Annotated in this window: 21 protein-coding genes, 1 pseudogene and 2 riboswitches; of the genes and pseudogenes, 10 read left to right on the top strand and 12 right to left on the bottom strand. The window is 59.1% G+C overall.

Translation table 11 applies throughout. From position 1 onward, the window contains the following. The first annotated feature begins 118 nt into the window (after positions 1-118). A complete protein-coding gene (locus ACM561_RS16615) occupies positions 119-1,324 on the top strand; it encodes an MFS transporter (RefSeq protein ID WP_425906499.1) in 1,206 nt (401 codons plus the stop codon). A 47-nt stretch (positions 1,325-1,371) separates the two neighbouring features. Here the strand turns inward: ACM561_RS16615 and ACM561_RS16610 are convergent, their stop codons facing one another. Both ACM561_RS16610 and ACM561_RS16605 read right to left on the bottom strand, forming a co-directional pair. Continuing rightward, positions 1,372-2,547: a ribonucleotide-diphosphate reductase subunit beta gene (locus tag ACM561_RS16610; protein ID WP_425906497.1), complete on the bottom strand. Its 1,176-nt coding sequence runs from the start codon at positions 2,545-2,547 to the stop codon at positions 1,372-1,374. Positions 2,548-2,604: 57 nt separating this feature from the next. After that, positions 2,605-5,514, bottom strand: a complete 2,910-nt coding sequence (locus ACM561_RS16605; protein WP_425906495.1) for a ribonucleoside-diphosphate reductase subunit alpha — start codon at positions 5,512-5,514, stop codon at positions 2,605-2,607. Positions 5,515-5,631: 117 nt separating this feature from the next. Further along, a riboswitch (cobalamin riboswitch) is annotated at positions 5,632-5,832 on the bottom strand. 187 nt (positions 5,833-6,019) lie between these two features. Here ACM561_RS16605 and ACM561_RS16600 point away from each other — a divergent pair. Further along, complete coding sequence (locus tag ACM561_RS16600) at positions 6,020-6,688, top strand: epoxyqueuosine reductase QueH (RefSeq protein ID WP_425906493.1); 669 nt, start codon at positions 6,020-6,022, stop codon at positions 6,686-6,688. A 36-nt stretch (positions 6,689-6,724) separates the two neighbouring features. Further along, positions 6,725-6,931: riboswitch (cobalamin riboswitch) on the top strand. A gap of 105 nt (positions 6,932-7,036) precedes the next feature. Then, complete coding sequence (metE, locus tag ACM561_RS16595; RefSeq protein ID WP_425906492.1) at positions 7,037-9,373, top strand: 5-methyltetrahydropteroyltriglutamate--homocysteine S-methyltransferase; 2,337 nt, start codon at positions 7,037-7,039, stop codon at positions 9,371-9,373. Between the two features lie 419 nt (positions 9,374-9,792). Here the strand turns inward: metE and ACM561_RS16590 are convergent, their stop codons facing one another. Further along, the gene (locus ACM561_RS16590) at positions 9,793-10,161 is read right to left on the bottom strand and encodes a hypothetical protein (RefSeq protein WP_425906490.1); all 369 of its coding nucleotides are present in this window, start codon (positions 10,159-10,161) and stop codon (positions 9,793-9,795) included. 381 nt (positions 10,162-10,542) lie between these two features. On the opposite strand from ACM561_RS16590, the gene ACM561_RS16585 reads away from it, so the two are divergent. Continuing rightward, positions 10,543-10,812 carry a hypothetical protein gene (locus ACM561_RS16585; RefSeq protein ID WP_079448081.1) on the top strand — a complete coding sequence of 90 codons (270 nt, stop codon included), beginning with the start codon at positions 10,543-10,545 and terminating at the stop codon, positions 10,810-10,812. A gap of 431 nt (positions 10,813-11,243) precedes the next feature. On the opposite strand, the gene ACM561_RS16580 is transcribed toward ACM561_RS16585, so the two are convergent. The 3 genes from ACM561_RS16580 to ACM561_RS16570 form a co-directional block, all read right to left on the bottom strand. Then, positions 11,244-11,483, bottom strand: a complete 240-nt coding sequence (locus ACM561_RS16580) for a hypothetical protein (protein WP_079448080.1) — start codon at positions 11,481-11,483, stop codon at positions 11,244-11,246. 331 nt (positions 11,484-11,814) lie between these two features. Further along, complete coding sequence (locus ACM561_RS16575; RefSeq protein WP_425906488.1) at positions 11,815-12,480, bottom strand: hypothetical protein; 666 nt, start codon at positions 12,478-12,480, stop codon at positions 11,815-11,817. A 3-nt stretch (positions 12,481-12,483) separates the two neighbouring features. Then, positions 12,484-12,882 (bottom strand): hypothetical protein, encoded by a 399-nt coding sequence (locus ACM561_RS16570; protein ID WP_425906486.1) that lies wholly within the window; start codon positions 12,880-12,882, stop codon positions 12,484-12,486. 241 nt (positions 12,883-13,123) lie between these two features. On the opposite strand from ACM561_RS16570, the gene ACM561_RS16565 reads away from it, so the two are divergent. Together ACM561_RS16565 and dusA are read left to right on the top strand one after the other, a co-directional pair. Continuing rightward, the gene (locus ACM561_RS16565; RefSeq protein ID WP_425906484.1) at positions 13,124-13,438 is read left to right on the top strand and encodes a hypothetical protein; all 315 of its coding nucleotides are present in this window, start codon (positions 13,124-13,126) and stop codon (positions 13,436-13,438) included. A 545-nt stretch (positions 13,439-13,983) separates the two neighbouring features. Then, entirely contained in the window at positions 13,984-15,075 is a 1,092-nt protein-coding gene (gene dusA / locus ACM561_RS16560) for a tRNA dihydrouridine(20/20a) synthase DusA (RefSeq protein ID WP_425906482.1), read from the top strand. A 139-nt stretch (positions 15,076-15,214) separates the two neighbouring features. Here dusA and ACM561_RS16555 read toward each other — a convergent pair whose 3' ends face one another. From ACM561_RS16555 to ACM561_RS16540, 4 genes are all read right to left on the bottom strand, one after another. After that, complete coding sequence (locus tag ACM561_RS16555) at positions 15,215-16,231, bottom strand: FAD:protein FMN transferase (protein WP_425906480.1); 1,017 nt, start codon at positions 16,229-16,231, stop codon at positions 15,215-15,217. An 8-nt stretch (positions 16,232-16,239) separates the two neighbouring features. After that, positions 16,240-17,049 carry a DUF4198 domain-containing protein gene (locus ACM561_RS16550; RefSeq protein ID WP_425906478.1) on the bottom strand — a complete coding sequence of 270 codons (810 nt, stop codon included), beginning with the start codon at positions 17,047-17,049 and terminating at the stop codon, positions 16,240-16,242. A gap of 161 nt (positions 17,050-17,210) precedes the next feature. Continuing rightward, a complete protein-coding gene (locus ACM561_RS16545) occupies positions 17,211-17,723 on the bottom strand; it encodes a DUF2271 domain-containing protein (RefSeq protein WP_425906476.1) in 513 nt (170 codons plus the stop codon). Between the two features lie 10 nt (positions 17,724-17,733). Continuing rightward, on the bottom strand, positions 17,734-18,396 hold the full coding sequence (locus ACM561_RS16540; protein ID WP_425906474.1) for a PepSY-associated TM helix domain-containing protein: 663 nt from the start codon (positions 18,394-18,396) through the stop codon (positions 17,734-17,736). 456 nt (positions 18,397-18,852) lie between these two features. On the opposite strand from ACM561_RS16540, the gene htpG reads away from it, so the two are divergent. Then, positions 18,853-20,766, top strand: coding sequence for a molecular chaperone HtpG (htpG, locus tag ACM561_RS16535; protein WP_425906472.1), 1,914 nt, complete (start codon positions 18,853-18,855; stop codon positions 20,764-20,766). A gap of 130 nt (positions 20,767-20,896) precedes the next feature. Here htpG and ACM561_RS16530 read toward each other — a convergent pair whose 3' ends face one another. Further along, the gene (locus ACM561_RS16530; protein ID WP_425906470.1) at positions 20,897-21,277 is read right to left on the bottom strand and encodes a DUF488 domain-containing protein; all 381 of its coding nucleotides are present in this window, start codon (positions 21,275-21,277) and stop codon (positions 20,897-20,899) included. A gap of 6 nt (positions 21,278-21,283) precedes the next feature. Continuing rightward, the gene (gene fdxA / locus ACM561_RS16525; RefSeq protein WP_079448139.1) at positions 21,284-21,622 is read right to left on the bottom strand and encodes a ferredoxin FdxA; all 339 of its coding nucleotides are present in this window, start codon (positions 21,620-21,622) and stop codon (positions 21,284-21,286) included. 400 nt (positions 21,623-22,022) lie between these two features. Here fdxA and ACM561_RS16520 point away from each other — a divergent pair. From ACM561_RS16520 to ACM561_RS16510, 3 genes and pseudogenes are all read left to right on the top strand, one after another. Further along, positions 22,023-22,337 (top strand): annotated as a pseudogene (locus tag ACM561_RS16520) (4a-hydroxytetrahydrobiopterin dehydratase); the annotation flags it as partial. A 95-nt stretch (positions 22,338-22,432) separates the two neighbouring features. Continuing rightward, on the top strand, positions 22,433-22,810 hold the full coding sequence (locus tag ACM561_RS16515) for a YkvA family protein (protein ID WP_079448138.1): 378 nt from the start codon (positions 22,433-22,435) through the stop codon (positions 22,808-22,810). A 259-nt stretch (positions 22,811-23,069) separates the two neighbouring features. Then, positions 23,070-23,618 (top strand): invasion associated locus B family protein, encoded by a 549-nt coding sequence (locus ACM561_RS16510; RefSeq protein ID WP_425906468.1) that lies wholly within the window; start codon positions 23,070-23,072, stop codon positions 23,616-23,618. The last annotated feature ends 1 nt before the right edge of the window (position 23,619 follow it).

Below are 23,619 nucleotides of genomic sequence, written 5' to 3'. Positions count from 1 at the left end.
CGGGGCTCTAACACCAGGAATAAAAAGCAGGCGGCTGTCGGCACCGACCGTGCTGATGCGTCCTTGGGACATCGGGCGGGCAGGCCGCCCGATGGAGCAGGGGCGTCGGGCAAGGACCATGAATCATGACTATCGCTGGGTGATCGTTGCGGCGGGCGGCCTCTTGGGCTGCGTCGCGATCGGCGCCATGTTTTCGTTGCCGGTCTTCCTGCGGCCGATGTCGCAGGACACCGGCTGGTCCGTCACCGGCATATCCACGGCGATGACGATCGGCTTCCTCGCCATGGCGGCGGCCAGCATGGTGTGGGGCAACCTCTCCGACCGGTTCGGCCCACGCCCGGTGGTGCTCACGGGGTCGGTCGCGCTGGCGGCGAGCCTGGCGCTCGCCAGCCGGGCGGAATCGCTGATCGCGTTTCAATTTCAATTTGGTCTTTTGATAGGCGCGTCAACCGCCGCCATCCTTGCGCCGATGATGGCCTGCGTGACCGGCTGGTTCGATACGCAGCGCGGTCTTGCCGTCTCGCTGGTCTCCGCCGGCATGGGCATGGCGCCGATGACCATGGCGCCGCTTGCAGCCTGGCTGGTCACGATCCACGACTGGCGGACATCGATGCTGATCATCGCTGCTCTCACCGCAGTGCTGATGATTCCTGCCGCACTGCTCGTGCGTCGGCCACCGGCGTTGGAGGGCGGACCGGCCGGGATGACGATGAGTGAGTCGCAATCGGACATGGCCGTCCGGCAAGCGGTGAGTTCACCGCAGTTCATCATTTTGATGCTGGCGAACTTCTTCTGCTGCGCCACTCACTCAGGCCCGATCTTTCATACGGTGAGCTATGCGGTGACGTGCGGCATACCGATGATTGCTGCGGTGTCGATCTACAGCATCGAGGGGTTAGCCGGCATGTTCGGTCGTATCGGGTTCGGCCTTGCGGGAGACCGGCTCGGTGCGCAACGCGTTCTGGTGGTCGGACTGATGGCGCAGGCCTTCGGCGTACTCGCCTATGCTTTCGTCAACCAGCTCGGCGGCTTCTACGCCGTGGCAGTGGTCGTCGGCCTCCTTTACGCCGGAACGATGCCGCTCTATGCCGTGATCATCCGGGAGAATTTCCCGTTGAAGATGATGGGCACGATCATCGGCGGCACCGCGATGGCCGGCAGCCTTGGCATGTCGACCGGCCCGGTGCTGGGCGGGCTGATCTACGACCATTTCGGCAGCTACGCGCTGATGTATGTCGGCTCGTGGGGCATGGGCCTGATGGCTATGCTGATCCTGATGAGCTTTCGGCCGTTTCCTAGGAGGGAGGCCATGGTGGCGGCTTAAGCCAGGCGCGGTGCTTCCAGTTTATTTGGTCGGCATTCTGGGTCCTGTTAATCCCACGCAAGTGCGCCGCCATTCTGGTATTCGATGACGCGGGTCTCAAAAAAGTTTTTCTCCTTCTTGAGATCCATCGCCTCGCTCATCCACGGAAAGGGATTGTCAGCCTCGGGAAACACCGGCGCGAGCCCGAGCTGAGCGCATCGCCGGTTGGCGATGACGTGCATGTAGGTTTCGCACAGCGCTGCATTCAGGCCAAGGAACCCGCGTGGCATGGTGTCCCGCCCATACGCGGCCTCGAGCTCGGCGGCATTCTTCAGCATGGCGCGCACCTCTTCCTGGAACGGCTTGGTCCAGAGGTGAGGGTTCTCAATCTTGATCTGGTTGATGATGTCGATGCCGAAGTTCAGGTGGATCGACTCGTCGCGCAGGATGTATTGATACTGCTCGGCGATGCCCACCATCTTGTTGCGTCGGCCGAGCGAGAGGATCTGCACGAAGCCCGTATAGAACCACATCCCTTCGAACACGACGTAGAATGCGACGAGGTCACGCAGGAACGCTTGATCCGCTTCCGGCGTGCCGGTCTTGAAGCCGGGGTCGTCGAGATGCTGTGTGTGTTTGAGCGCCCAGGCCGCCTTGTCGGTGATAGAGGGCACCTCGCGATACATGTTGAACAATTCGCCCTCATCGAGACCAAGGCTTTCGACGATGTACTGGAAGGTGTGAGTGTGGACGGCTTCCTCGAAGGCTTGACGAAGAAGATATTGTCGGCATTCGGGATTGGTGAGATGGCGGTAGATCGCCAGAACGATGTTGTTGGCGACCAGCGACTCCGACGCCGCGAAGAAGCCCAGGTTGCGCTTGATCATGCGCCGCTCGTCATCGGTGAGGCCGTCCTTCGATTTCCACAATGCGATGTCGGCCTGCATCGACACTTCGGTCGGCATCCAGTGATTATTGCAGCCGGAGAGATACTTCTCCCAGGCCCAACGGTACTTCAGCGGCAGGAGCTGGTTCACGTCGGCGCGGGCGTTGATCATCCGTTTGTCGTCGACGCGCACCCGCGCAGCGCCGCGATCGATTTCGCCGAGGCCGGTGGCATCGACGGAGGTGTCGGTCATTGTCACGCAAGGCGATGGATCAGACGCCACGTCGTTCTGCGCGAGCGTCTGCGGCGGAGCGGATCGTGCCAGTGCGGGAGAAGAGGTGTCGGACCAATCGAGCATGGGGGTGTTCCTGATTGTTTCTTCTTTGTGCAAGCGACCGCGGGCACGAAGTGAGACCTACTGACACGCCTCGCAGGTGGGATCCTCGATGCGGCAGGCTTTCCAGCCTTCAGCGTCGTCGGAGCGATTTTGTCCATTCGCATGTCCGTCCTGTGCTGCGGCGGAAACGGCCGCGGACACGGCGTTGAGCTTGCCGTCGGTGCCCTTGAGGGTGGATTTCTCGACATGCGTCGCCGACCGCGAGCGCAGGTAATAGGTCGTCTTCAGACCGCGTTTCCAGGCATGGCGATAGAGCGCGTCGAGCTTTTTGCCGCTCGGATTGGCAATGTAGAGATTGAGCGACTGCGCCTGGTCGATCCACTTCTGCCGGCGCGACGCCGCGTCGATCAGCCAGTCTGAGTCAATCTCGAAGGCGGTGGCATAGAGTGCCTTGAGATCATCGGGAACGCGATCGATCTGACCGACGCTGCCGTCGAAATATTTGAGATCCGAGATCATCACCTCATCCCATAGGCCGCGTGCCTTGAGATCGCGCACGAGATGTGCGTTCACCACCGTGAAGTCGCCGGACATGTTGGACTTGACGTAGAGGTTCTGATAGGCGGGCTCGATCGACTGCGACACTCCGCAGATGTTGGAGATCGTCGCGGTCGGCGCGATCGCCATGCAGTTCGAATTGCGCATCCCGATGGTCATGACACTCTCGCGCAGCGAGTCCCAGTCGAGACGGCTGGAACGGTCGATTTCGACCGCCGCGCCGCGCGCTTCATCGACCAGCGTGAGGGAATCGAGCGGCAGGATGCCCTTCGACCACAGCGATCCCTGATAGGAGGGATAGCGGCCGCGCTCCGCCGCGAGATCGACCGACCCAGAGATCGCGTAGTAGGCGATCGCTTCCATGCTCTCGTCTGCGAAGGCCACGGCGTCGTCCGACGCATAAGGTATGCGCAGGATGTTGAGCGTATCCTGAAAGCCCATGACGCCGAGCCCGACCGGCCTGTGCCGCAGGTTCGAGGTTCGCGCCTCCGGAATGGTGTAGAAATTCACGTCCAGCACGTTGTCGAGCATGCGCATCGCAATCTTGACCGTGCGCGCGAGGTGCTCGTGGTCGAGCTTGTCGTTGTGCAAGTGGTTGACGAGATTGACCGAGCCGAGATTGCAAACCGCGATCTCCGTTTTTGAGGTGTTGAGCGTGATCTCGGTGCAGAGGTTTGAGGAATGCACGACGCCGCAATGCTGCTGAGGCGAGCGCAGGTTGCAAGGGTCTTTGAAGGTGATCCAGGGATGCCCGGTCTCGAACAGCATGGTCAGCATACGCCGCCACAGGTCGACGGCGCGGACCTGCTTCGTCACCCGTAGCTCGCCGCCGGCAGCCTTCTTTTCATAGTGAGCGTAGCGTTCAGCGAAGACCTTGCCGGCGAGATCGTGCAGGTCCGGCGTCTCGTCGGGTGAGAACAGCGTCCAGATGCCATCTTCTTCGACGCGCTGCATGAAGAGGTCCGGCACCCAGTTCGCCGTATTCATGTCATGGGTGCGGCGACGGTCGTCGCCGGTGTTCTTTCTCAGGTCGAGAAATTCCTCGATGTCGATGTGCCAGGTTTCGAGATAAGCGCACACCGCGCCCTTGCGCTTGCCGCCCTGGTTGACGGCGATCGCGGTATCGTTCGCGACCTTCAGGAACGGCACCACCCCCTGGCTTTCGCCGTTGGTGCCCTTGATATGGGCGCCGAGCCCGCGCACGCGCGTCCAGTCGTTGCCGAGACCGCCCGCATACTTGGAAAGCAACGCATTGTCCTTGATCGCCTTGAAAATGCCGTCGAGGTCGTCGGCGACAGTCGTGAGAAAGCAGGACGAGAGCTGCGGGCGCAGCGTGCCGGCATTGAACAGCGTCGGCGTCGAGGCCATGAAGTCGAACGATGAGAGCAGGTCGTAGAACGCGATCGCCTTCTCCTCACGATCGATCTCGCGCAGCGCGAGGCCGCAGGCAACGCGCATGAAGAACGCCTGGGGTAGCTCGAAACGCACACCGCGGACGTGCAGGAAGTAACGATCGTAGAGCGTCTGGAGTCCGAGATAGTCGAATCGCAGATCGCGTTCGGGCTTCAGTGCCGCCGCAAGCCGGTCGAGGTCGAAACGGCCGATCTCCGGATCGAGCAGTTCGTTGTCGATGCCCGTTCGCACATAGGCGCGGAAGTAATCCGCGTAGCGCTCTGTCATCTCGGCTTGCGTGGCCTGCTCGGACCGCCCCGAGACAAAGCTCAAGGCCTCGCGGCGCAGCTTGTCGAGCAGCAGCCGGGCGCTGGCCTTGGCGTAATCGGGATCGGTTTCGACCAGCGTGCGGGCGGCAAGGATCGTCGCCAGCGCCAGTTCGTCCACGCTGATGCCGTCATAAAGGTTGCGATGGGTTTCAGTCAGAATCGCGGAGGAGGAGACATCCTCGAGCCCTGCGCAGGCCTCCTCCACCACGGCGGCGAGGCGTTTGGTATCGATGGGTACCATCGATCCATCAGCCAACTTCATCCGCAGCACTGGCGTCACCACTGCCTGGATGCCCTTCTTTGCCTTCGACCCTTGCGCCTTCGCCCGTTCGCGAGCGCGCTCCTCGCGATAGAGCACATAGGCGCGCGCGACCTTGTGGTGCTCGCTCCGCATCAGCGCGAGTTCGACCTGATCCTGGACGTCCTCGATGTGGAAGGTGCGGCCGGCGTCGGACCGCCGCGACAGGCTGGCGACGATCTGATCGGTCAGCTCAGTGACGATGTCATGGACCCTGCGCGAGGCGGCGGCGCTGGTGCCCTCGACCGCAAGAAACGCCTTGGTCAGCGCGACGGCGATCTTCGATGAATCGAACGGCGAGACCGAACCGTTGCGCCGAATGACCTGATACGCGGGTTCGCTGGGCGGCATCGCAGCCGCAGCAGGCAAAGACGGACGCACAGCACGCGCAGCTTCGGTTGCGAGAGACATCGGCTCAAGACCCCAGTTTTTGTTGCGAGCCGGGGTCAGGCGGAGACGCGCGCAGGAAATCTCACGGCGGATGCCGCGATTCCCGTCAAGCGGCCCGCTGGGACACCCCGCCCAGGGAACGTTTCGGCTGTCACGGCAGGTTTCCTGGCTTGCGGGGTCTCAGCGTCCGTCCGGTCTTCCCAGGGCCTTGCGATCCCAGTGACACTCAATGGACTTCGGCTCGCCGCTTAACAGTTGCGGGGGCAGCGCCGGCACTACCGGCTTCCCTCTTTAGCTCTCGGTGTTGCGACTCGAGAGACCGTGACCACCATATCTAGTAGCCGCACCAAATTCCGAGTCAACAGATCGTTTCGACTCCGGCTTCACAATTCTCGTAATTCACAGTTCGGCGAAAAACGCTGTGCAACCATCGCTCTGTCCAACTCTTGACGCTTCGATCATACAGACCATTATCTGCGCAGATATGCCGCGGCGTTTGTCTCGCGGCTCAACCGCCGAGTCCGCCGTGACCGAACTTGTCCGACCGAACCTGACGCCCCCGAACGGGCAAAAGAAGGTGTTGCTGCATTCCTGTTGCGCGCCCTGCTCGGGCGAAGTGATGGAAGCGATGCTCGCCTCGGGGATCGACTACACGATCTTTTTTTACAATCCGAACATCCATCCCCTGAAGGAATACCTGCTGCGCAAGGATGAGAATGTCCGCTTCGCGGAGAAGCATGGCGTGCCGTTCGTCGATGCCGATTACGATAAGGACAACTGGTTTGCCCGCGCCAAAGGGATGGAGTGGGAACCTGAACGCGGCGCGCGCTGCACCATGTGCTTCGACATGCGCTTCGAGCGCACCGCGCTCCATGCGCATGAGCATGGCTTTCCGGTGATGACGTCATCGCTCGGCATCTCCCGGTGGAAGAACATGGCGCAGATCAATGACTGCGGCCACCGCGCGGCCGGGCGTTATGACGGCCTGTCATATTGGGATTTCAACTGGCGCAAGGGCGGCGGTGCGCAGCGAATGATCGATATCAGCAAGCGCGAGCAATTCTATCAGCAGGAGTATTGCGGCTGCGTCTATTCGCTGCGCGATACCAATCAGCACCGCCGGGATCAGGGCCGGTCACCGATCGTGATCGGGACGCAATTCTACCGGCACGGCGAGGATTCGGACCCGACATAAGATGCGCGGTGCCGGTTGACGGCCCGTGGACGGTGGCCCATAGGTTGGCGTCGAGGTTCTCCGGGACAATTCAAGCCCGGAGCTAAGAGGGAAGCCGGTGCGTCTTCGGACAAAACCGGCGCTGCCCCCGCAACTGTAAGCGGTGAGCCGTGGTCCATCAGTGTCACTGGGAGCAATCCCGGGAAGGCCGGACCAAAGCTGAGACCCGCGAGCCAGGAGACCTGCCCCGACAACATAGTCGTCCTCGGGCGGGGTGTCCCGGTGGTGCGCTTGCGGTTTTCATGGCGAGCTCGCCATGAATCCCATGCCGCGTCGCTAAGGCCCAGCCCCCAACATATGGGGTAAGCCGTGTCAGTTTCCTCTCTTCCTGTTGCTACGCTCGGCACGCCGCGCATCGGTCCGCGCCGTGAACTGAAAATCGCGCTTGAAAGCTACTGGTCGGGCAAGTCCGACGAATCCGCGTTGCATGAAGCGGCAGCCGGGTCGCGGGCCGCGAACTGGGCGCGACAGAAGTCGCTCGGCGTCACCGTCATCCCGTCGAACGATTTCACGCTCTACGATCATGTGCTCGACACCAGCGTGATGGTCGGCGCGATCCCGGATATCTACGGATGGAAAAGCGGGCCGGTGCCGCTTGCAACCTACTTCGCGATGGCGCGCGGTGCGCAAGGCGAAGATCACGATTCGAGCTGCGCGCATGGCCATCATGGCGACGGTCACGCGCATGGTGCGCCGGCGCAGGAGATGACCAAGTGGTTCGACACCAACTACCACTACATGGTCCCTGAATTCACCAGCGGCCAACGTTTTGAACTCTCTTCGCTCAAGGCCGTTGACGAATATCGCGAGGCCAGGGCGCTTGGCTATCAGACAAGGCCGGTGCTGCTCGGTCCCGTCACTTATCTGAAGCTCGGCAAGAGCAAGGACGCGAATCTCGATCCGCTGTCGCTGCTCTCCGGCCTGCTGCCGGTCTATATCGATCTGCTCAAGCGCCTTGCCGCGGAGGGCGCCGCATGGGTGCAACTCGACGAACCCTGTCTCGTTCTCGATCTCGACGATGCGACCCGCAAGGCGTTGCGCGTGACATACGAACAGCTCGCGAGCGCGCTGCCGAAGCTGAAGATCATGCTGGCGACCTATTTTGGCGGTCTCGGCGATAACCTCGATACTGCATTGTCGCTGCCGGTCGCGGGCCTCCACCTCGACCTCGTTCGCGCTCCGGAACAACTCGACACCGTGGCGGCAAAGGCGAGACAGGATCTGGTCTTGTCCCTCGGCGTGATCGACGGCCGCAATATCTGGCGCGCTAATCTCCCCGCATTGCTCGACCGTCTGGAATCCGTGGTCGCCAAACGAGGCACCGATTGCGTACAGATCGCGCCGTCCTGCTCGCTCCTGCATGTGCCGATCGACGTGGCGCTGGAAGCCGATCTCGATGCCGAGTTGAAGAGCTGGCTCGCGTTTTCGGTGCAAAAGATGGGTGAACTGGCGACGCTGGGTGAAGCCCTGGCCAGAGGTCGCGCGTCGGTTGCCGATGCGGTGGACGCATCCGCGAAGGCCGCGGCGGCCCGCAAAATGTCGCCGAAGGTCCACGACGCGAAAGTCTTGGCGCGGATCGCAGCCGTCACCTCGGACATGGCACGGCGCAAGCGCGTGTTTGCAGATCGCGCGAAGTTGCAGCGTGAACGCTTCGGCCTGCCGTCGTTCCCGACCACCACGATCGGTTCGTTCCCACAGACCGCCGAGGTTCGAAAGGCGCGTTCGGCGCACGCCAAGGGGGCTTTGAGCGACGCCGACTACGAGACCTTTCTGCGGGAGGAGACGGCACGAACTATCCGCTGGCAGGAAGACATCGGCCTTGACGTGCTCGTGCACGGCGAGTTCGAGCGCAACGACATGGTGCAGTATTTCGGCGAGCAGCTGTCCGGATTCGCTTTCACCAGGTACGGCTGGGTGCAGAGCTACGGCTCGCGCTGCGTTCGTCCGCCGATTTTGTTCGGCGACGTGTCCCGGCCCAAGCCGATGACCGTCGGCTGGTGGAAATACGCGCAGTCCCTGACGTCGAAGCCGATGAAGGGCATGCTCACCGGTCCCGTCACCATTCTCAACTGGTCGTTCGTGCGCGATGACGTGCCGCGTAGTCTCGCCTGCCGGCAGATTGCACTTGCTATCCGCGACGAGGTCGCGGACCTGGAGGCAGCCGGAGCGTCGATGATCCAGATCGACGAGGCCGCGCTGCGCGAAGGACTGCCGCTACGCCAGTCCGAATGGAAGACGTATCTCGACTGGGCGGTCGAATGTTTCCGTCTGTGCGCGAGCGGCGTCGCCGACGCAACGCAGGTTCACACGCACATGTGCTACTCGGAGTTCAACGACATCATCGACGCGATCGCGACGATGGATGCTGATGTCATCTCGATCGAGACATCGCGATCCAAGATGGAGCTGCTCGACGCCTTCAAGACCTACAAGTATCCGAACGAGATCGGCCCCGGCGTCTACGACATCCACTCACCGCGGGTGCCAGCGGTTGATGAGATGACCGGCCTGCTCAAACTTGCACGCCAGCGCCTTTCGGACAGGCAGATCTGGATCAATCCGGATTGCGGGTTGAAGACCCGCAAGTGGGAAGAGGTCAGGCCGGCGCTCGTCAACATGGTGGAGGCGGCGAGGCTGATGCGTTAACGCGCGGGCCGCGGACGATCGGCTGCGCCGAACGCGCATATATAGGGAGAGAGATGGTCCCGGCCGTCTCTCTCCCGGCGGTTAGGACGTGCGCGCGCTCCGTGCGCAGTGAGGAATCCTAAACGCGGGAAACCTCGTATGAGGACGAAGGATTGAGTGCATACGGCGAGACCTGACGATCTGAATGCACAAGACAATGCAGCGAGACGTACGCTATCTTCAGCGACGCCTTGTGATTTTCTTGCTGCACAGGCGCCACATCCCCCGATTTCTTTGTGGCTCTAAGTGTACTCCGTATTGCAGCGGGGTATAGGAGGGATCGGTCCTCTGCATTATCCGGTGCATTCCCATAGCTCACCCGTTGATCGCGCCAAGGCGAGGTTGGCTAGAAGCAATCGGTTCATGGGAACGATGATCGATCAGGCCGTCCGGTTGCGGAATACGACAACCACAAACAGCGCCATAGCCAACACCATGACCAGCGAACCAGCGATGGGCGCCGCTTTATAGGCCGTGCCCCCCACAATCACGAGGGCTATTCCGGCTGGAAGCAGAATGCCGCCGAGAATGTGAAGCCAGCCCTGAATCCGGGCCAGCGTTGTTCTGCCTGCGGCCGGAATCAACCGGTAGTAAAGGCCGAACAGAAACAGCAGGACGCCGCCGACTAGGTTGAGGTGAGCATGAGCCGGCGCAAGGACGAAGTTCTGCTGGATCCCCATTGCGATGCCAGCAATCATGCCCACAAGCAAAATCACCACGCTCACGCACATCATCAATGATCCGATCATTGTCCTTTTTCCTATTGATGCCAGTCTAAATGGATAAACTTAGCGCGGTCCGCTTAGCGTGATCGTTCGCTCATTCACAAACTAACTTATCTCTTCATAAGGCGTCGTCCAAACCGATCTATATCGACCGACTCACGACGCACCGGCAAGCCTTCGGCCGATTCTTGATAGATAGACTTTCGCTGCGAGCCACCGCCCGTCGAGACGGTCCCTAAAGCTGAATCGTGTCTAGCGGTAGCGCGATTTCATAGACGCGCCACGATCCGTCGCCTTGTACTCGCCTGCTAAGTGTATGAAAAACCTAGATTCTGATGCAAAATATTGCATCTCGTGAATTTTTGGTAGCGTCATTCGTTTGCATTTTTCCGTGGAGATTGAGAAATGGACTTTGAAATGGTTTTCGCAGCCGCATTGCTCACTGACGACATACTCGCTGCAATTCATGACCTGCATGCCTACGCAAACGGCGGCGGAACGTCCATTAGCCGTAACAGACTTCGCGAAATCGTCGATAAATACGTGACTTATGACGAGAAGGATTTTGCAGAACTTCGCAGGGATGTGGATTGGAGCGCTGTTGTATCGTATTGGCGCGAAGCGGTCGCGCACATGGAAGAGGCGATCAAGGGAGAAGTTCCCGTGTACAAATAAGTCTCGGGACAAATTCGAAAGTGCGCGCGCGAAGCAGTCGATTGCGCCGGCGCAATGCTACGAGACGAGATGCCGAGCAATGGCGTGAGCTAAGGGCATCTCGATGTAGTGGAAGCAGTACTGACAGCGGTGAGTTCGCGAGTGCGGTCTTGCTAAAAGTATGGTGAACCGCCAAGGGATCATCGGCACTTTAAATGGCGCGCGACGTACTGCTCTCTGCTCGCGCCGTTCACGTGCTATCAGGGTAGGCGCCGTGAATCACCCTACCTATACCGCAGCGCCTGACAACGTAATCTGCTTGCCAGCGTCCCAACTTCGTTGAAGGGCGATTCCCGTGAACACGGTGAGGCCGATACGGCAGTTAACCCATTCACTCTTTAGTGCCCTGGTTCGTCCGTGCTGCCAACTCGCGAACATGTTCGCGGTCCGCTTCACCCGATCTCAGATGACTGACTCGGGCTATGGATGCGTTCGGCAAGTTCGTGCAGGCATTCCACCGCGTGGCTACGTTCCACACCTTGCAAAGTGGTCAACCAATCTTCAACGGCGCACATCACACCGAATGAAACTTCGTGGTCCGAGAACTTCTCGAAGCTCTGCAACTTGCTCAGAAATAGCTTCGTTTGATCTTCAACGATCTCTGAGTTCCAAACGATATCTGAGTTCCGCATAGCATTCTTCCTTTCGGATCGACTCGATTGTTACTTCAAAAGGCAAACGTGGCAGAACAATAGCGATGAAGTCGATGAATGACTCACGAAATATTACCCGAGTACCCTTTTTATGTAGCAGAGTTGTGCAACGATTTGGTTAAGTGCTCGTTCCATCTGGATCTGGAATCTCTTTAGCGTTTCAAACACCCGTTGGCGTTTCTAAACCAATGCTCCTTGCAACCGGAACGGTTCCTGGCGTCTTTATCCGTGGCAGGACTATTGGCGAAACGTGCCCCGCGTTCCGCCGCTTTCTCCAGCCCGGCCGCACGAGAAGGCGGACAGAACGCAGTCACTTACAGGCAATGCTTATGGGTGCCGACCCAGGAGGCAATCTTAATTCTTGATTGCCCGATGTCTGAAGTCGCAACTCGGTCCAGGAGCCGCTGATTGTCAAAGGTCCATGTGCAGCGGACAAGTGAGAGGTCGCAGGTATCGTTACGGTGACTGCGGTTATAGTTGTCTGTTCAGATTCTGCCCATAGATAAAGACCTAATAGCAATGCAACGATAGCGATCATCCCGAACCCTGATTGCAAATTTAGCTTGCCTACAATGGGCACCGTGGACCACGGATCGCCAACCATGCCATTCCGACCGTCAGCTTGTTTGTAAACCGTACTGATAGCGCTGAACCCGCTTGTCATGCTCGCGATTAGGAATGCTACGGCAACACCAAAGCAGATAATGGTTGGTGATTGCCAGCCGAGTCCGCCACTGCGCGCAAACTGCAACATAGTTCCGGCAGCTACGAGAACTGCTATGCCCACTGTGATCAGCATCTTTGCTGTTTCCACAGCTAGCTTTGTCGCTTCCTTCTTGTCATCAGGCGAACGCCCGCTAATTCGCGCTTTCAACTCATTCAGATAGGTCGCCTGTGCTTCAGGAGTCGCACCAAATCGAGTGTCCGATACCGCTTCCAAAGCGGCGATTGCGGGTCGTGGGTCAAATCCGCTCATGGATCACGCCCAACCGAACATTTCAGCTAGCGAGGGCCAAACCGCCTCGATAGCTTGGATTACCTCGTGGGAAGAGCTTTGAGCTTCTTTTCTCGTCTCGCTCATTTGAGATAAAACTCGATCGAGACCTGCGAACACAGCGTCCGCATGAAGAGGGAATGCATGGGGATAATTAGGCAAGGGAAGCGGGTTCCCAAATATCGGCGCCGCGCTTTCAATTCGGCCGAGATAGGGCCGGATGATCATCTGGTCGAAAAGTGTCAGAAGGCAAAGCGCTGCATCAAATCTCAAAACTCCAAGATTCTCATATATTCTCTGCTTAAGTGCGGTCGTTATGCCTTGGCCACCGGCCTCATAAGCCAAGAACAATAATCGATAGCGCTCGCTCAATACCTCATCCATTGGTTGCCCCGTTTATGAGATTGCAATCGGTCGGAGCTTACCTCGTTTGGAAAAACCAACAACCTCGATCTGTAAGGGTCGACGTTGAAGCTTGAGACGCGGTTTCCTCTCGCCCTCGCTATCGATCTGAGGCTGTTTCAGTCACTCAACAAACCACGGCTGTTCGGCCACCAGATCGCGAGGACATTGCTTTCTTTTGCTTCGGAATCTGCCGGTCAATCGCGCGGGATAGCCGCCGCTCATGATGACGTTAGTCGGATTGGAAAAAAGTAAGGAGCGGATGACGCTTTCGGATATGGTCAGAGTACCGAATGCGGTACGACCTTCACTGGACTGCCGGTCTGATGGAGCCGCATCCTCCACGGATCGGCAGTCGTTGCTCAGCGGATATGAGGGCTTGATGAACGAACACCACGCACTGGTCTCTATCAAAAAAATGATAAAGGCGGCGAGCGGCCTCGATGATATCGAAGCCGTTCGGGATCAGCTCCATACAATGCTCCTAGTCGCGAACTATGCGCTTCCTCCTGTTCAGCGCAAGCCGACGAAGAAATAGAAAACCTGTGCTGGGTACGTTGTGGCGGTGAGCGCTCGTTTCGCCGCCTTCGTCGTTCAGATGGCGTTTGGCGCCTGTTGGATCGTTGCTCTGAGAGAGAGCCTGTCTGATCGGGACTGCCGGCCCGGTACCAACACTGGGGGGATGGACCGGCAGCCCCTAGCCGGACGCCTCCCGGCTCTCCGATCATATTCGAAAGATCACCAGAGAATCCATGCGACGATCCGTCATCTTGGCGGCGATGGTTCGTGATGACGGCCGCGCAACTGCGCGGCGCTACATACTTCAAGGCGATGTCTGCGGCGACCTGTCAGTGTCACGATGGCCCCGCGATGCAACATCCATAGGGATGTTGCGGTGATGTCGGTGCAATCCATGTTCGCAATGCGGTAGGTCCTGGTCGACCGCAGCACCCGAGTTTTCGTTTTACCGATTTCCTTCCGCGACATGGCGATGTACTTGTCGATCGCATCGCCCAGTGCGGAGTGTGTTCAGTCCACCGAGGGTGGCGCCTCTTCATCCGCGCCCGTAAGATATTGGTTAGAATGGAAAAACCCGCAAGAAAATATGAATCCATATTTAGTGTCGCCCCGATGATGGAGTGGACCGATCGGCATTGCCGCGTGTTTCATCGCCTGCTCGCGCGCAAGGCGCGGCTCTACACCGAAATGCTCACGACCGGCGCGGTGATTCATGGTGCGCGCGATCGGTTGCTTGGGTTCAGCGACGTCGAACATCCTGTCGCACTCCAGCTTGGCGGCTCGAACCCAGTTGATCTCGCTACCTCAGCAAAGATCGGCGAGGATTTCGGTTATGACGAAATCAATCTGAATGTCGGCTGCCCGTCAGACCGGGTGAAGGACGGCCGGTTCGGAGCTTGTTTGATGGCTGAGCCGGACGTCGTTGCCGAGACTGTCAACGCCATGAAACGCGCGGTGTCTATTCCGGTCACCGTGAAGTGCCGAATCGGAATCGACAATCAGGATTCGGAGACAGGCCTTGACACATTCGCGCGCAAGGTCAACGACGCCGGCGTCGATGCGCTGATCGTCCACGCGCGGAAAGCCTGGCTTCAGGGATTATCTCCGAAGGAAAACCGCGATATCCCGCCGCTGGATTATGACAGGGTGTACCGGTTGAAGGCCTCGCTTCCCGACCTGCCTATCATTGTCAACGGTGGCATCGGCGGGATCTCGGAAGCCAAACAACATCTGGCGCATGCCGATGGCGTTATGCTGGGGCGCGCCGCCTATCACGAGCCGTGGCTTCTGCTGAAAGTCGATACCGAGCTCTTCAGCGAGGCAGCTCCACACGCGACGATGAAGCGTGCGCTGGAGGCCATGATACCCTACATCGAAGATCAACTGGCAGGCGGCGCGCGGTTGCATTCCATCACCCGGCATCTTGTCGGCGCGTTTCATGGCGTGCCAGGGGGGCGAGCGTTTCGACGCTATCTTGCCGAGAACGCTGTGAAGGCCGATGCCGGTGTCGATGTTCTGCGGGAGGCCATTGCGTTGGTGGACGAGCTTCCGGCGTATTCCGTAAACGTGGATAGCTCGGGGCCGGAACGCGCTACTCAAAGCGTGCGCACGATCAGGACCATCACCAGCATGCCGAAGCTCGCCACGTCGGCATAGCTGGTCCGACATAAAGCGGACCTGCCGAACGAAATTCGAAATCGGAATTCTTATCCGCGCGACATGCCACTACTCCGTGTTCGTGAAGTATGACCACGTTTGTATTCCAGGTTCGTCAACAAAGGCGGCGATCTGACGATTACGCCAGCATGGCATCGAGAGCCGGTGTGGTCAGTTCAGTGACGGCATCGCCGTGCCTAAAGAGGACAAGCGCCGCAAGCTCGTTCTTGACGGCGAAATCGACACCGTCGTCCGGTCCAAGCACCATCAGCGCCGTGGCGTAGCCATCCGCTTCCATGCACGAGCGATGCAGGACCGTCGCAGTCATCATGCCGTTAGCGATCGGCCATCCGGTTCGCGGATCCAGGGTGTGGGAGAAGTGGTCCGCGCCGCGTGTGAAACCGCGTTCGCATCCGGACGTCGCGATCGCAAGCTGGTGCAATGCGACCAGAATCGGTTCGGCGGCGACATCGGTCTTCGACCGCTCCGGTCGGTCGATCTCGACCCACCACGGGCTGCCGTCCGGTTTGACGCCGTGGCCCCGCAATTCGCCGCCGATCTCCACCAATGCGTTGTGAATTCCAAGCTCGCCCAACGTTTCCGCCACCAGATCGACCGCAAATCCTTTGGCGATGCCACAGAGATCAAGCGGTCCGCAATTGGATCGCCGCAGGCGTCGGGCGCTGGTATCGAGGTCAAGCTGTTGCCATCCGCATTCTCGGTGGCGTCGAGCAACCTCATCCGGCGGTGGCGGCGAGACGCGCGAGCCGCTCGGGCCAAACCCCCAAAGATCGACCAGCGCTCCCATGGTGGGATCGTAGGCGCCGCCGGATTCTGCCGCGATGCGCAGCGCGCTCGCCATGACGCGGCTGAATTCCAGTGGCAGATCCTGCCATTGGTTCAGCGCCAAGCGGTTAAACCGGCTGATGTCGGATTGGCTTTCCCACGGGCTCATCTGCGCGATCACGCGCTCGAGGGCCAGCGGAATCATCCGATGCACCGTTTGCACGCTGGTCGACGAGCCAACAAACTTGACCGACCAGGTGGTGCCCATGGTCGAGCCGGCCAGCTCTCGGATGCGCTGGCCCGCAGGTGCAGCGTGCGGCATCTCCGGGATTGTCGGGATAGCCACACGCCGCGTGATCGACACCGTCATTGGCGTGGTTACTGCGGCAGTACTTCGACCGTGGTGATGTAAGTGCTGCGGCGCTGCGCGTCCTTGATCTTGCTCTTGTCGTCTTGCACTGATGCTTTCATCCAGTAGAAACCGGGATCCGGGAAGGTGATGCTGAAGGTGCCGGTTTCGTCGGTCGTTGCCTTGCTCTCGTTCAGCGTATCGCGATAGCGGATTCCGCCGGGAACGATTTCCACCGCGACACCAGTGGCGGGCTGGCCGTCCATTACGAGGCGGAACGTCGCCTTCTCTCCCACCATCAGACTGTTCGGGTGCGTCACCGGGATCATCTCGAGTCCGACGCCGGTTGGTTTCAGTGTGTCAACTGAGGGCTTCCCCGATGTAACGAAGGATTCGATTCGGCTGCGGTTTTCCGTGACCTTCACGTCGGTCGCCTTGGCTGGAATGGCCTTGGCTAGTTCGTCAGGCTTGCCGCGCCAGCGCTTGTTCTCTCCGTCCAGTTTATAGCTGGCGAATAGACCCTGGTTGGTCAGGATCATTTTGTAGGTGCCGGGTTGCGCCAGTTTGAAATCGAAGGTGTTGCGGAAGTGGCCTTTAGTCAGATTCTCCGGCGCGACGGCTTTGCCGTCGGGGCCCTCGATCGTCAGGTTGTCGAGCGGCAACGGGTTATGCTCAAAATAGAAGAGGTCGTTGGAGATAGCGCCATCGACCGTGACCCAGAGGTCAGAGCCGGACAGCACGGTTGCCGATGGCAACAGCCAGGGGCGGTGAGCCTGCGCGGGCGGAGCAAGCAGCGAGACCGCCGCAGCGATCAATGCGAGCTTGAGGTGGTTGGTCATGGCGAAATCCTTTCCATGAAAGCTGTGAAAGCGACAAATGCACGGCGTCTTCGTGGGCGCGGATCAGAGCGTTTTCGAACGACGTGAATACCGGTTCTCGTGAAGAAAACGCGTCAGATCGAATTGAGAATTCCGTTTCTGATTCATCAGAAGCGAAAGCTCTATGGGGTCAATTTCAATGTGACCGTGCCAAGCTCACGTTCACCCTTGGCTTCGCCGGTTGTCGTGGCTTTCGGCGGCCATTCGAATGGGATTTTTAGCAACTCACGGCCGCCGACTTCGCGAGCGGCCTCGATGACGAGCTGGTATTTGCCGGGGGTCAGTCCTTCGAGCGGCTTGCCGGCGCTATCAAACTTGATCTGATGGGTACCGGGCGCGCGGGTTGGACTGGACAATCCATCGACGGGCATCGTCAGTTCGCGGCCCGAGCGGCGCCACCACTGCCGCATGTCCTTGAGGTACTTCGTACCTTCGTTTTTTTTGTGGTTGACCTCGTACCACACAGCAAGATTGGTGATCTTGCCGCCGTCGGCCTGTTCCACCCACATGGCGACGTAAGGCTTGTGGTACTCGGTGACGGCGAGCTTGGGAATATCTATGCTGATCGTCGCCTCGGAGGCCAGCGACGAACCTGCGGCAAGGGTTGAGAGTGCGGCGGAAATCAGGAGACGCATTGTTTACCTTCTAGCCATGAATGAGAAGAACAACGAGCAGGGTCGGAATAATCAGTCCCATGGTCACGACGGGCCAGGTGGCCGGGCGTCGTTTGGCATGAAGCTGCAGAAGCAACAGGCCGGTGAGACAGAAAATGATCGCGGCGGCGGCAAACACGTCGATGAACCAGCTCCACGCCTTGCCGGTGTGGCGACCCTTGTGCAAATCATTGAGATAGGCGATCCAGCCGCGGCTGGTGACCTCATACGACACCGCACCACTGTCGCGCTGGATGCTGAGCCATGCGTCGCCGCCAGGCTGAGGCAGGGCGACATAAACCTCATCAGGCGACCATTCAGTGTCGCGTCCGGCGGTGTTGACGTTGACCTCGCGCCGCAACCACTCGCTGATACTCGGCGGCAGAGCTGCCTTGGTTTGGCCTGGATCAGACGTCAGGTCGGCGATCAGCGCTTGTGGCAGTTGTGCCTGACGCATCGCAACCGCGGGCTTGGATTCGATTTGACCGGCGTTGTTCAGCGTAATTCCGGTCAGGGCGAACAGCAACATACCGATCCAACAGAGGCCTGAACTGATCCAATGCCACTGATAGAGCTGATTAATAAAGAAAGCGCGACGCTTCTTTCGCTGCCAGAGTTCGTTGCCCTCGACAGTCAATCGATCCGGATTGTCCATTTATCTCGTCGCCGGGCCAGAATTCCGCAAATCCAAGAGGAGCGGGCGGTGCCCCTCAGGTAGGCGAAAATTGTTTAGCGAAGCCGACCTCGCTTTACTACAGAACAAAATTAGGTTTGTTCTAAACTGACGTTCCGAGGCATAGTTCTGTTCTGGTTTGACGATCGACGGGAGGTTCGATCGAGCCCCTGACCCTTCCCGTTCGGCTGACAGGCCGAGGCTAAGGGCTAGGCGCGACGCACTGGAATGACGCCCGCATTTTTTCTATATCATCCCCGGTTTCGGTTATTCGCGTATCCTTTGCAAACCTATGATGTGAACTTCAGTCTCAAAGAGACACCAGCATCTTATCGTGTGAGTGGTTCAGAACTTCGCTTGACCGGATCCGCGGAAACAACAATTTCAAGTTTCTGAATCACGCTGATTTTTGCGTCAAGTTGATCGAGGGTAAACAATATGACTTCGACAATCGACAAGGATGGTGCGGCCGAAAGCCGGGTGTTTGAAGCGGATGTGGCCAAGCTGCTCCAGATGATGGTGCACTCGGTTTATTCCGACAAAGACGTGTTCTTGCGGGAGTTGATTTCGAACGCGGCCGACGCTTGCGAGCGTCTGCGTTATGAAGCGATCAGCGATCCCACATTGCTGGCGGACGAGACCAGGCCACAGATTTGCATAACCATTGATGCGGAACGGCGTCAACTGACGGTCGAGGACAACGGTATCGGCATGAGCCGGGACGAGATGGTCGACGCCCTCGGAACGATCGCCCGGTCGGGCACTAAGGCTTTCATTGAGCAAGCTCAGGCCGCGGAGTCGGGTGACGGCGTCACTCTGATCGGTCAGTTCGGGGTCGGCTTCTACTCGGCCTTCATGGTGGCGGATCAGGTCGATGTGAGCTCACGGCGTGCGGGCGCCAAAGAGGCATGGCGCTGGTCATCGGATGGGAAAGGCACATTCACGGTTACGCCTGTGGATGAAAGCGAAGCCCCATCGAGAGGAACCCGCGTGACGCTTCATCTTACCGAAGACACCACGGGATATACTGATCGGTTGAAGCTTGAACAAATGATCAAGGAGCAATCGGGTCATGTGCCGGTCCCGATCGCACTTGTCGAGAAGCCCGGCGCCGCTCCGACCGAGATAGCCGATGGAGCGGCGCTCTGGACCAAGCCGCGCGGCGAGATCAGCGTTTCCGAATACGCCGATTTCTACCGTAGCGTCGCAGGCCAATTCGACGAACCCGCGCTGACGGTGCATTTCCGCGCCGAGGGACGACAGGAGTTCACGGCGCTCCTGTTCGTACCGCAAAACCGGCCTTTCGATCTGTTCGAGCCGGACAAGAAGCACCAAGTCAAACTTTATGTGAGGCGCGTTTTTATCACCGAGGATGCCGATCTGCTGCCCCGCTATCTGCGGTTCGTGCGCGGTGTCGTCGACTCGGCGGACCTTCCGCTCAATATCTCGCGCGAAATGATTCAGGAAAGCCCGATCCTGGCCGCAATCAAGAAAAGCATTACCGGCCGTATCCTCAGCGAGCTGGAGAAGCTTGCCGACAAAGACGCGCAGGCCTACGGGAAAATCTGGGAGGCCTTCGGTCCGATGTTCAAGGAAGGCATCTACGATGCCGCCGACCGGCGCGACACCATCCTGGGGCTCTCCCGCTTCAAGACCACGGCCGGATCGTTGCGAAGCCTCAAGGACTATGTAGGCGCGCTGAAGGAAAATCAGACCTCGATCTACTATCTCGCTGGGCAGGATGCCGCGCTTCTCGAGGCGTCGCCCCATCTGGAGGGCTTTCGCGCCCGCGGCGTGGAGGTTCTGCTGCTGTCCGATCCGGTCGACAGCTTCTGGGTCACGTCCGGACCGAGCTTCGAGGGAAAGCCGTTCAAATCCGTGACGCAGGGAGCGGCGGATCTTGCCGCGATCCAGCGCCTCGACGCGAGCACTGAGTCTTCGCAGGATGTCAGCGCGAGCGTTACGGAGTTTGTCTCTTTCCTCAAGACAACGCTCGCGGATCTGGTGTCCGACGTGCGCTCGTCCGAGCGTCTCACCGACAGCCCGGTCTGCCTTGTCGCGTCCGAGTCAGGTTATGATCGGCAACTAGAAAAAATTCTCGTCGGTGTTGGACAATTGGCCGGCATATCCAAGCCGGTGCTCGAGGTGAATCCGCGTCATCCGCTAATCGCTTCGCTGGCGGGGCTCGGGGAAAGTGATAGCGAGTTCAAGGAGGACACCGCGCGAATGCTGCTCGACGACGCGCGCGTTCTCGACGGAGACCGCCCCAGTGATGCACTTGAGTTCTCCAAGCGCCTTGCCCGCATTGTCGAGCGGGGACTGCGTCGTTCGACCGCGGAGGGTAGCGATTGATGGTGCCCGATGTGAGCGATCAAACTGTGAATGATTGTGCGGTGGAATGGCTATGGCGTTTTCGAGCGAAGCATGTCCGTAGGGCTTGAGCCGAGGATGGAACGTTCGCGTAAAGACGCGTCAGATTGCATCAAGAGGGAAGGCTTGAACTGATGCGGCCGAGAAGAACGTCTCTCAAGACCACCGCATTGTTGCGTGTTTCATCGTGGGCCGCAAAGACAAGCGTTATCCGGCCGGCCCGCGCGCAGGTGCGCAGTTCGTCGAACTCTTCCGGGTGTCTCTGTATCTCATCCGCGTATCGCCGCCGAAATTCCTGCCAGCGGGCGGGATCATGCCCGAACCATTTGCGCAGATCGGTGCTGGGCGCGATGCCTTTTATCCACCGGTCGATAGCGGCGTCGGTCTTTCGGAGGCCCCTGGGCCATAAACGATCAACCAGTATCCGCGTGCCATCATCCGTATCGGGAGCCTCATAGGCTCGCTTCACGTTGATGTTCTTGACCGCAAGCACCCTCGCTCAGTCGCCCTGACCGGGATTTGCCGAAAAATACTGCTCCAGCTTGTCCGCAACGCCGTCAAAAGATTTCGCGTCGGCGGGAGCATCGCGCTTGATCGTAATGTTGGGCCAGACCGCAGCATATTCGGCGTTCAGCTTGAGCCAGTTTTCAAGGTCCGGCTCGGAGTCAGGCTTGATGGCTTCGGCCGGACATTCAGGCTCGCACACGCCGCAGTCGATGCACTCATCAGGATTGATGACGAGCATATTGTCGCCTTCGTAGAAGCAGTCGACCGGACATACCTCTACACAATCCATGTATTTGCATTTGATACAATTTTCGGTGACAACGAAGGTCATCTCCAAGACTCCGCGAAGGCAGGATAGTAGCGCGATGGGCATTCGCGGAACCTGACGTAAGCGCAATTCCGCGAATACCCATGCCTGATATAGGTCGTATACATAAATAAAGACCGCAGCCAAGATGATCATGTCACCCTGCCAGCAGGAACGCTGGCCGACCCGGTACGGGACGACGACGATATAGGACCGGATCCTATGCCTTCCGGTCGTTCCAAGGCGAGATTTCCCGGCGAGGCCGAAATCCAGAACGCTCTTCTATAAGATACATTGTGAATAACTCTTATATGCTCGTTTCAGCCAGGAAGCAACATTTTATGTAGTTTTTGCGCGTGGCAGATACCGCTTCGCCCGAAAAACGGATCAATGTGAAGCGAGCGAATGTTCCAATCGCAAAAAGGAGACAAAAATGGCCAAGCGGCTGTCGGAGGAAGAACAAAGAACAGCGCTCAATGAGCTGTCGGGTTGGTCGCGGGTCGCGGGCCGCGAGGCCATTACGCGTACCTTCACGTTCCGGGATTTCAACGAGGCGTTCGGTTTCATGACGCGTGTCGCGCTGGTTGCCGAAAAGAGCGATCACCATCCGGAGTGGCGTAATGTCTACAAGACGGTGGAGGTCGTGCTCGCGACCCACGACGCCGGCGGCGTCACCGAGCGCGACATCAAGCTCGCGGAGGCGATGAACGCGATCGCAAAACAACTCCAGGGGGCATGAACGGACCAATGCCGATCTTGCAACGGTGAAACAGAGTTCCCACGTGGTAGGTGGCGATTTTGCGAACCGCGCCATGACGTTCAGGAACCCGGATGATGGCATCGAAACACAGTGTGGGATTTGAGCCAGCCGATCGGCTGGCGCAGGATCGCGACAGCGTGCGCCGGCGGTTCTGGAGCAAGCTGAAGCGCGTCGTGGCTCATGTGCCGTTCGCCGAAGACCTGTTGGCCGCCTACTATTGCGCGTTCGACAAGCAGACGCCGCGTCATGTGCAGGCGTCCCTGCTCGGCGCCATCGCTTACTTCGTCCTGCCGCTCGATTTTGTTCCCGACATGTTGCCGGTGCTCGGCTTCACCGACGATGCCGCGGTACTTGCGACGGCGATCAGGATTGTGGCTGCGCATATCACGCCAGAGCATCGTGAGGCCGCGCGCGCGGCATTGAAGCGCGGAATAAAGAACGAAGTGGCGTAACCGCCTTGAACAATGCTGCGCTTCATTGCGAAGGCGACGCTTTCGTCGCGGTCGCTATGAATGCCTGATTCCCTCATGCGGCCGTGCGCGACTTTATTGTTGCAGCCCAACGAGGCGAGGCGGAGAGCTTGCGAATCGTGACGCAAGCCGCAAGGATGGACCGCCTTCACAAATCAGGCGTTTCCAGTTATTCCCGATGATGTGTGAACCGCGCACGTCAAGCCATCTTCCAGTCACAAATGATGAAGGACGAGATTTGATGATGTCTATGCGGCAATTGCTGACAGTTCTGGTGGGAAGTCTGCTCGCAGGTGGGCTCGGCCTTGCTCCCGCATTCAGCGCACCGACAGCCGGCAGTTCGGAGCCAGCGCTGCTCGGACAGTTTGGCGCGTGGGGTGCGTATACCGCGTCGTCTAGTGGCAAGAAGGTGTGTTTCGCTCTCGCTAAACCGACATCCTCAAAGACCAATCCGCCCAATCGGCCGCGCGATCCGGCCTACGCCTTCGTTTCGACCCGGCCGGCCGAGAAAGTGACGAACGAAGTGTCGGTCACGATGGGCTATACACTCAAGCCGGGTTCGGAAGCCACGCTCGAGGTCGCCGGTGCGAGCTACGCGATGTACGCCCAGGGCGACGGCATTTGGATCAAGAACGCTGCCGATGAAGACCGGCTGATCGATGCCATGCGCAAGGGCACGGACGCGACCGTCAAGGGCGTGTCTTCCAAGGGGACGCAAACCACGGACGTCTTTTCCCTCAAGGGGCTGTCTCAGGCGCTGGACAAGATCGCGCAGGATTGCAAGCACTAGC

It is taken from the genome of Nitrobacter sp. TKz-YC02 (assembly GCF_049852135.1).
Classification (GTDB): domain Bacteria; phylum Pseudomonadota; class Alphaproteobacteria; order Rhizobiales; family Xanthobacteraceae; genus Nitrobacter; species Nitrobacter vulgaris.
The sequence above is the reverse complement of the archived record's forward strand: the minus strand, read 5'-3'. Positions and strand labels throughout refer to the sequence as shown.

Bases quoted from the DNA above. Each gene is read 5' to 3' on its own strand.
- ACM561_RS16615 (WP_425906499.1), top strand. From the start codon at position 119: ATGAATCATGACTATCGCTGGGTGATCGTTGCGGCGGGCGGCCTCTTG.
- ACM561_RS16610 (WP_425906497.1), bottom strand. From the start codon at position 2,547: ATGCTCGATTGGTCCGACACCTCTTCTCCCGCACTGGCACGATCCGCT.
- ACM561_RS16605 (WP_425906495.1), bottom strand. From the start codon at position 5,514: ATGTCTCTCGCAACCGAAGCTGCGCGTGCTGTGCGTCCGTCTTTGCCT.
- ACM561_RS16590 (WP_425906490.1), bottom strand. From the start codon at position 10,161: ATGATCGGATCATTGATGATGTGCGTGAGCGTGGTGATTTTGCTTGTG.
- ACM561_RS16585 (WP_079448081.1), top strand. From the start codon at position 10,543: ATGGACTTTGAAATGGTTTTCGCAGCCGCATTGCTCACTGACGACATA.
- ACM561_RS16580 (WP_079448080.1), bottom strand. From the start codon at position 11,483: ATGCGGAACTCAGATATCGTTTGGAACTCAGAGATCGTTGAAGATCAA.
- ACM561_RS16575 (WP_425906488.1), bottom strand. From the start codon at position 12,480: ATGAGCGGATTTGACCCACGACCCGCAATCGCCGCTTTGGAAGCGGTA.
- ACM561_RS16570 (WP_425906486.1), bottom strand. From the start codon at position 12,882: ATGGATGAGGTATTGAGCGAGCGCTATCGATTATTGTTCTTGGCTTAT.
- ACM561_RS16565 (WP_425906484.1), top strand. From the start codon at position 13,124: ATGATGACGTTAGTCGGATTGGAAAAAAGTAAGGAGCGGATGACGCTT.
- dusA (WP_425906482.1), top strand. From the start codon at position 13,984: ATGGAAAAACCCGCAAGAAAATATGAATCCATATTTAGTGTCGCCCCG.
- ACM561_RS16555 (WP_425906480.1), bottom strand. From the start codon at position 16,231: ATGACGGTGTCGATCACGCGGCGTGTGGCTATCCCGACAATCCCGGAG.
- ACM561_RS16550 (WP_425906478.1), bottom strand. From the start codon at position 17,049: ATGACCAACCACCTCAAGCTCGCATTGATCGCTGCGGCGGTCTCGCTG.
- ACM561_RS16545 (WP_425906476.1), bottom strand. From the start codon at position 17,723: ATGCGTCTCCTGATTTCCGCCGCACTCTCAACCCTTGCCGCAGGTTCG.
- ACM561_RS16540 (WP_425906474.1), bottom strand. From the start codon at position 18,396: ATGGACAATCCGGATCGATTGACTGTCGAGGGCAACGAACTCTGGCAG.
- htpG (WP_425906472.1), top strand. From the start codon at position 18,853: ATGACTTCGACAATCGACAAGGATGGTGCGGCCGAAAGCCGGGTGTTT.
- fdxA (WP_079448139.1), bottom strand. From the start codon at position 21,622: ATGACCTTCGTTGTCACCGAAAATTGTATCAAATGCAAATACATGGAT.
- ACM561_RS16515 (WP_079448138.1), top strand. From the start codon at position 22,433: ATGGCATCGAAACACAGTGTGGGATTTGAGCCAGCCGATCGGCTGGCG.
- ACM561_RS16510 (WP_425906468.1), top strand. From the start codon at position 23,070: ATGATGTCTATGCGGCAATTGCTGACAGTTCTGGTGGGAAGTCTGCTC.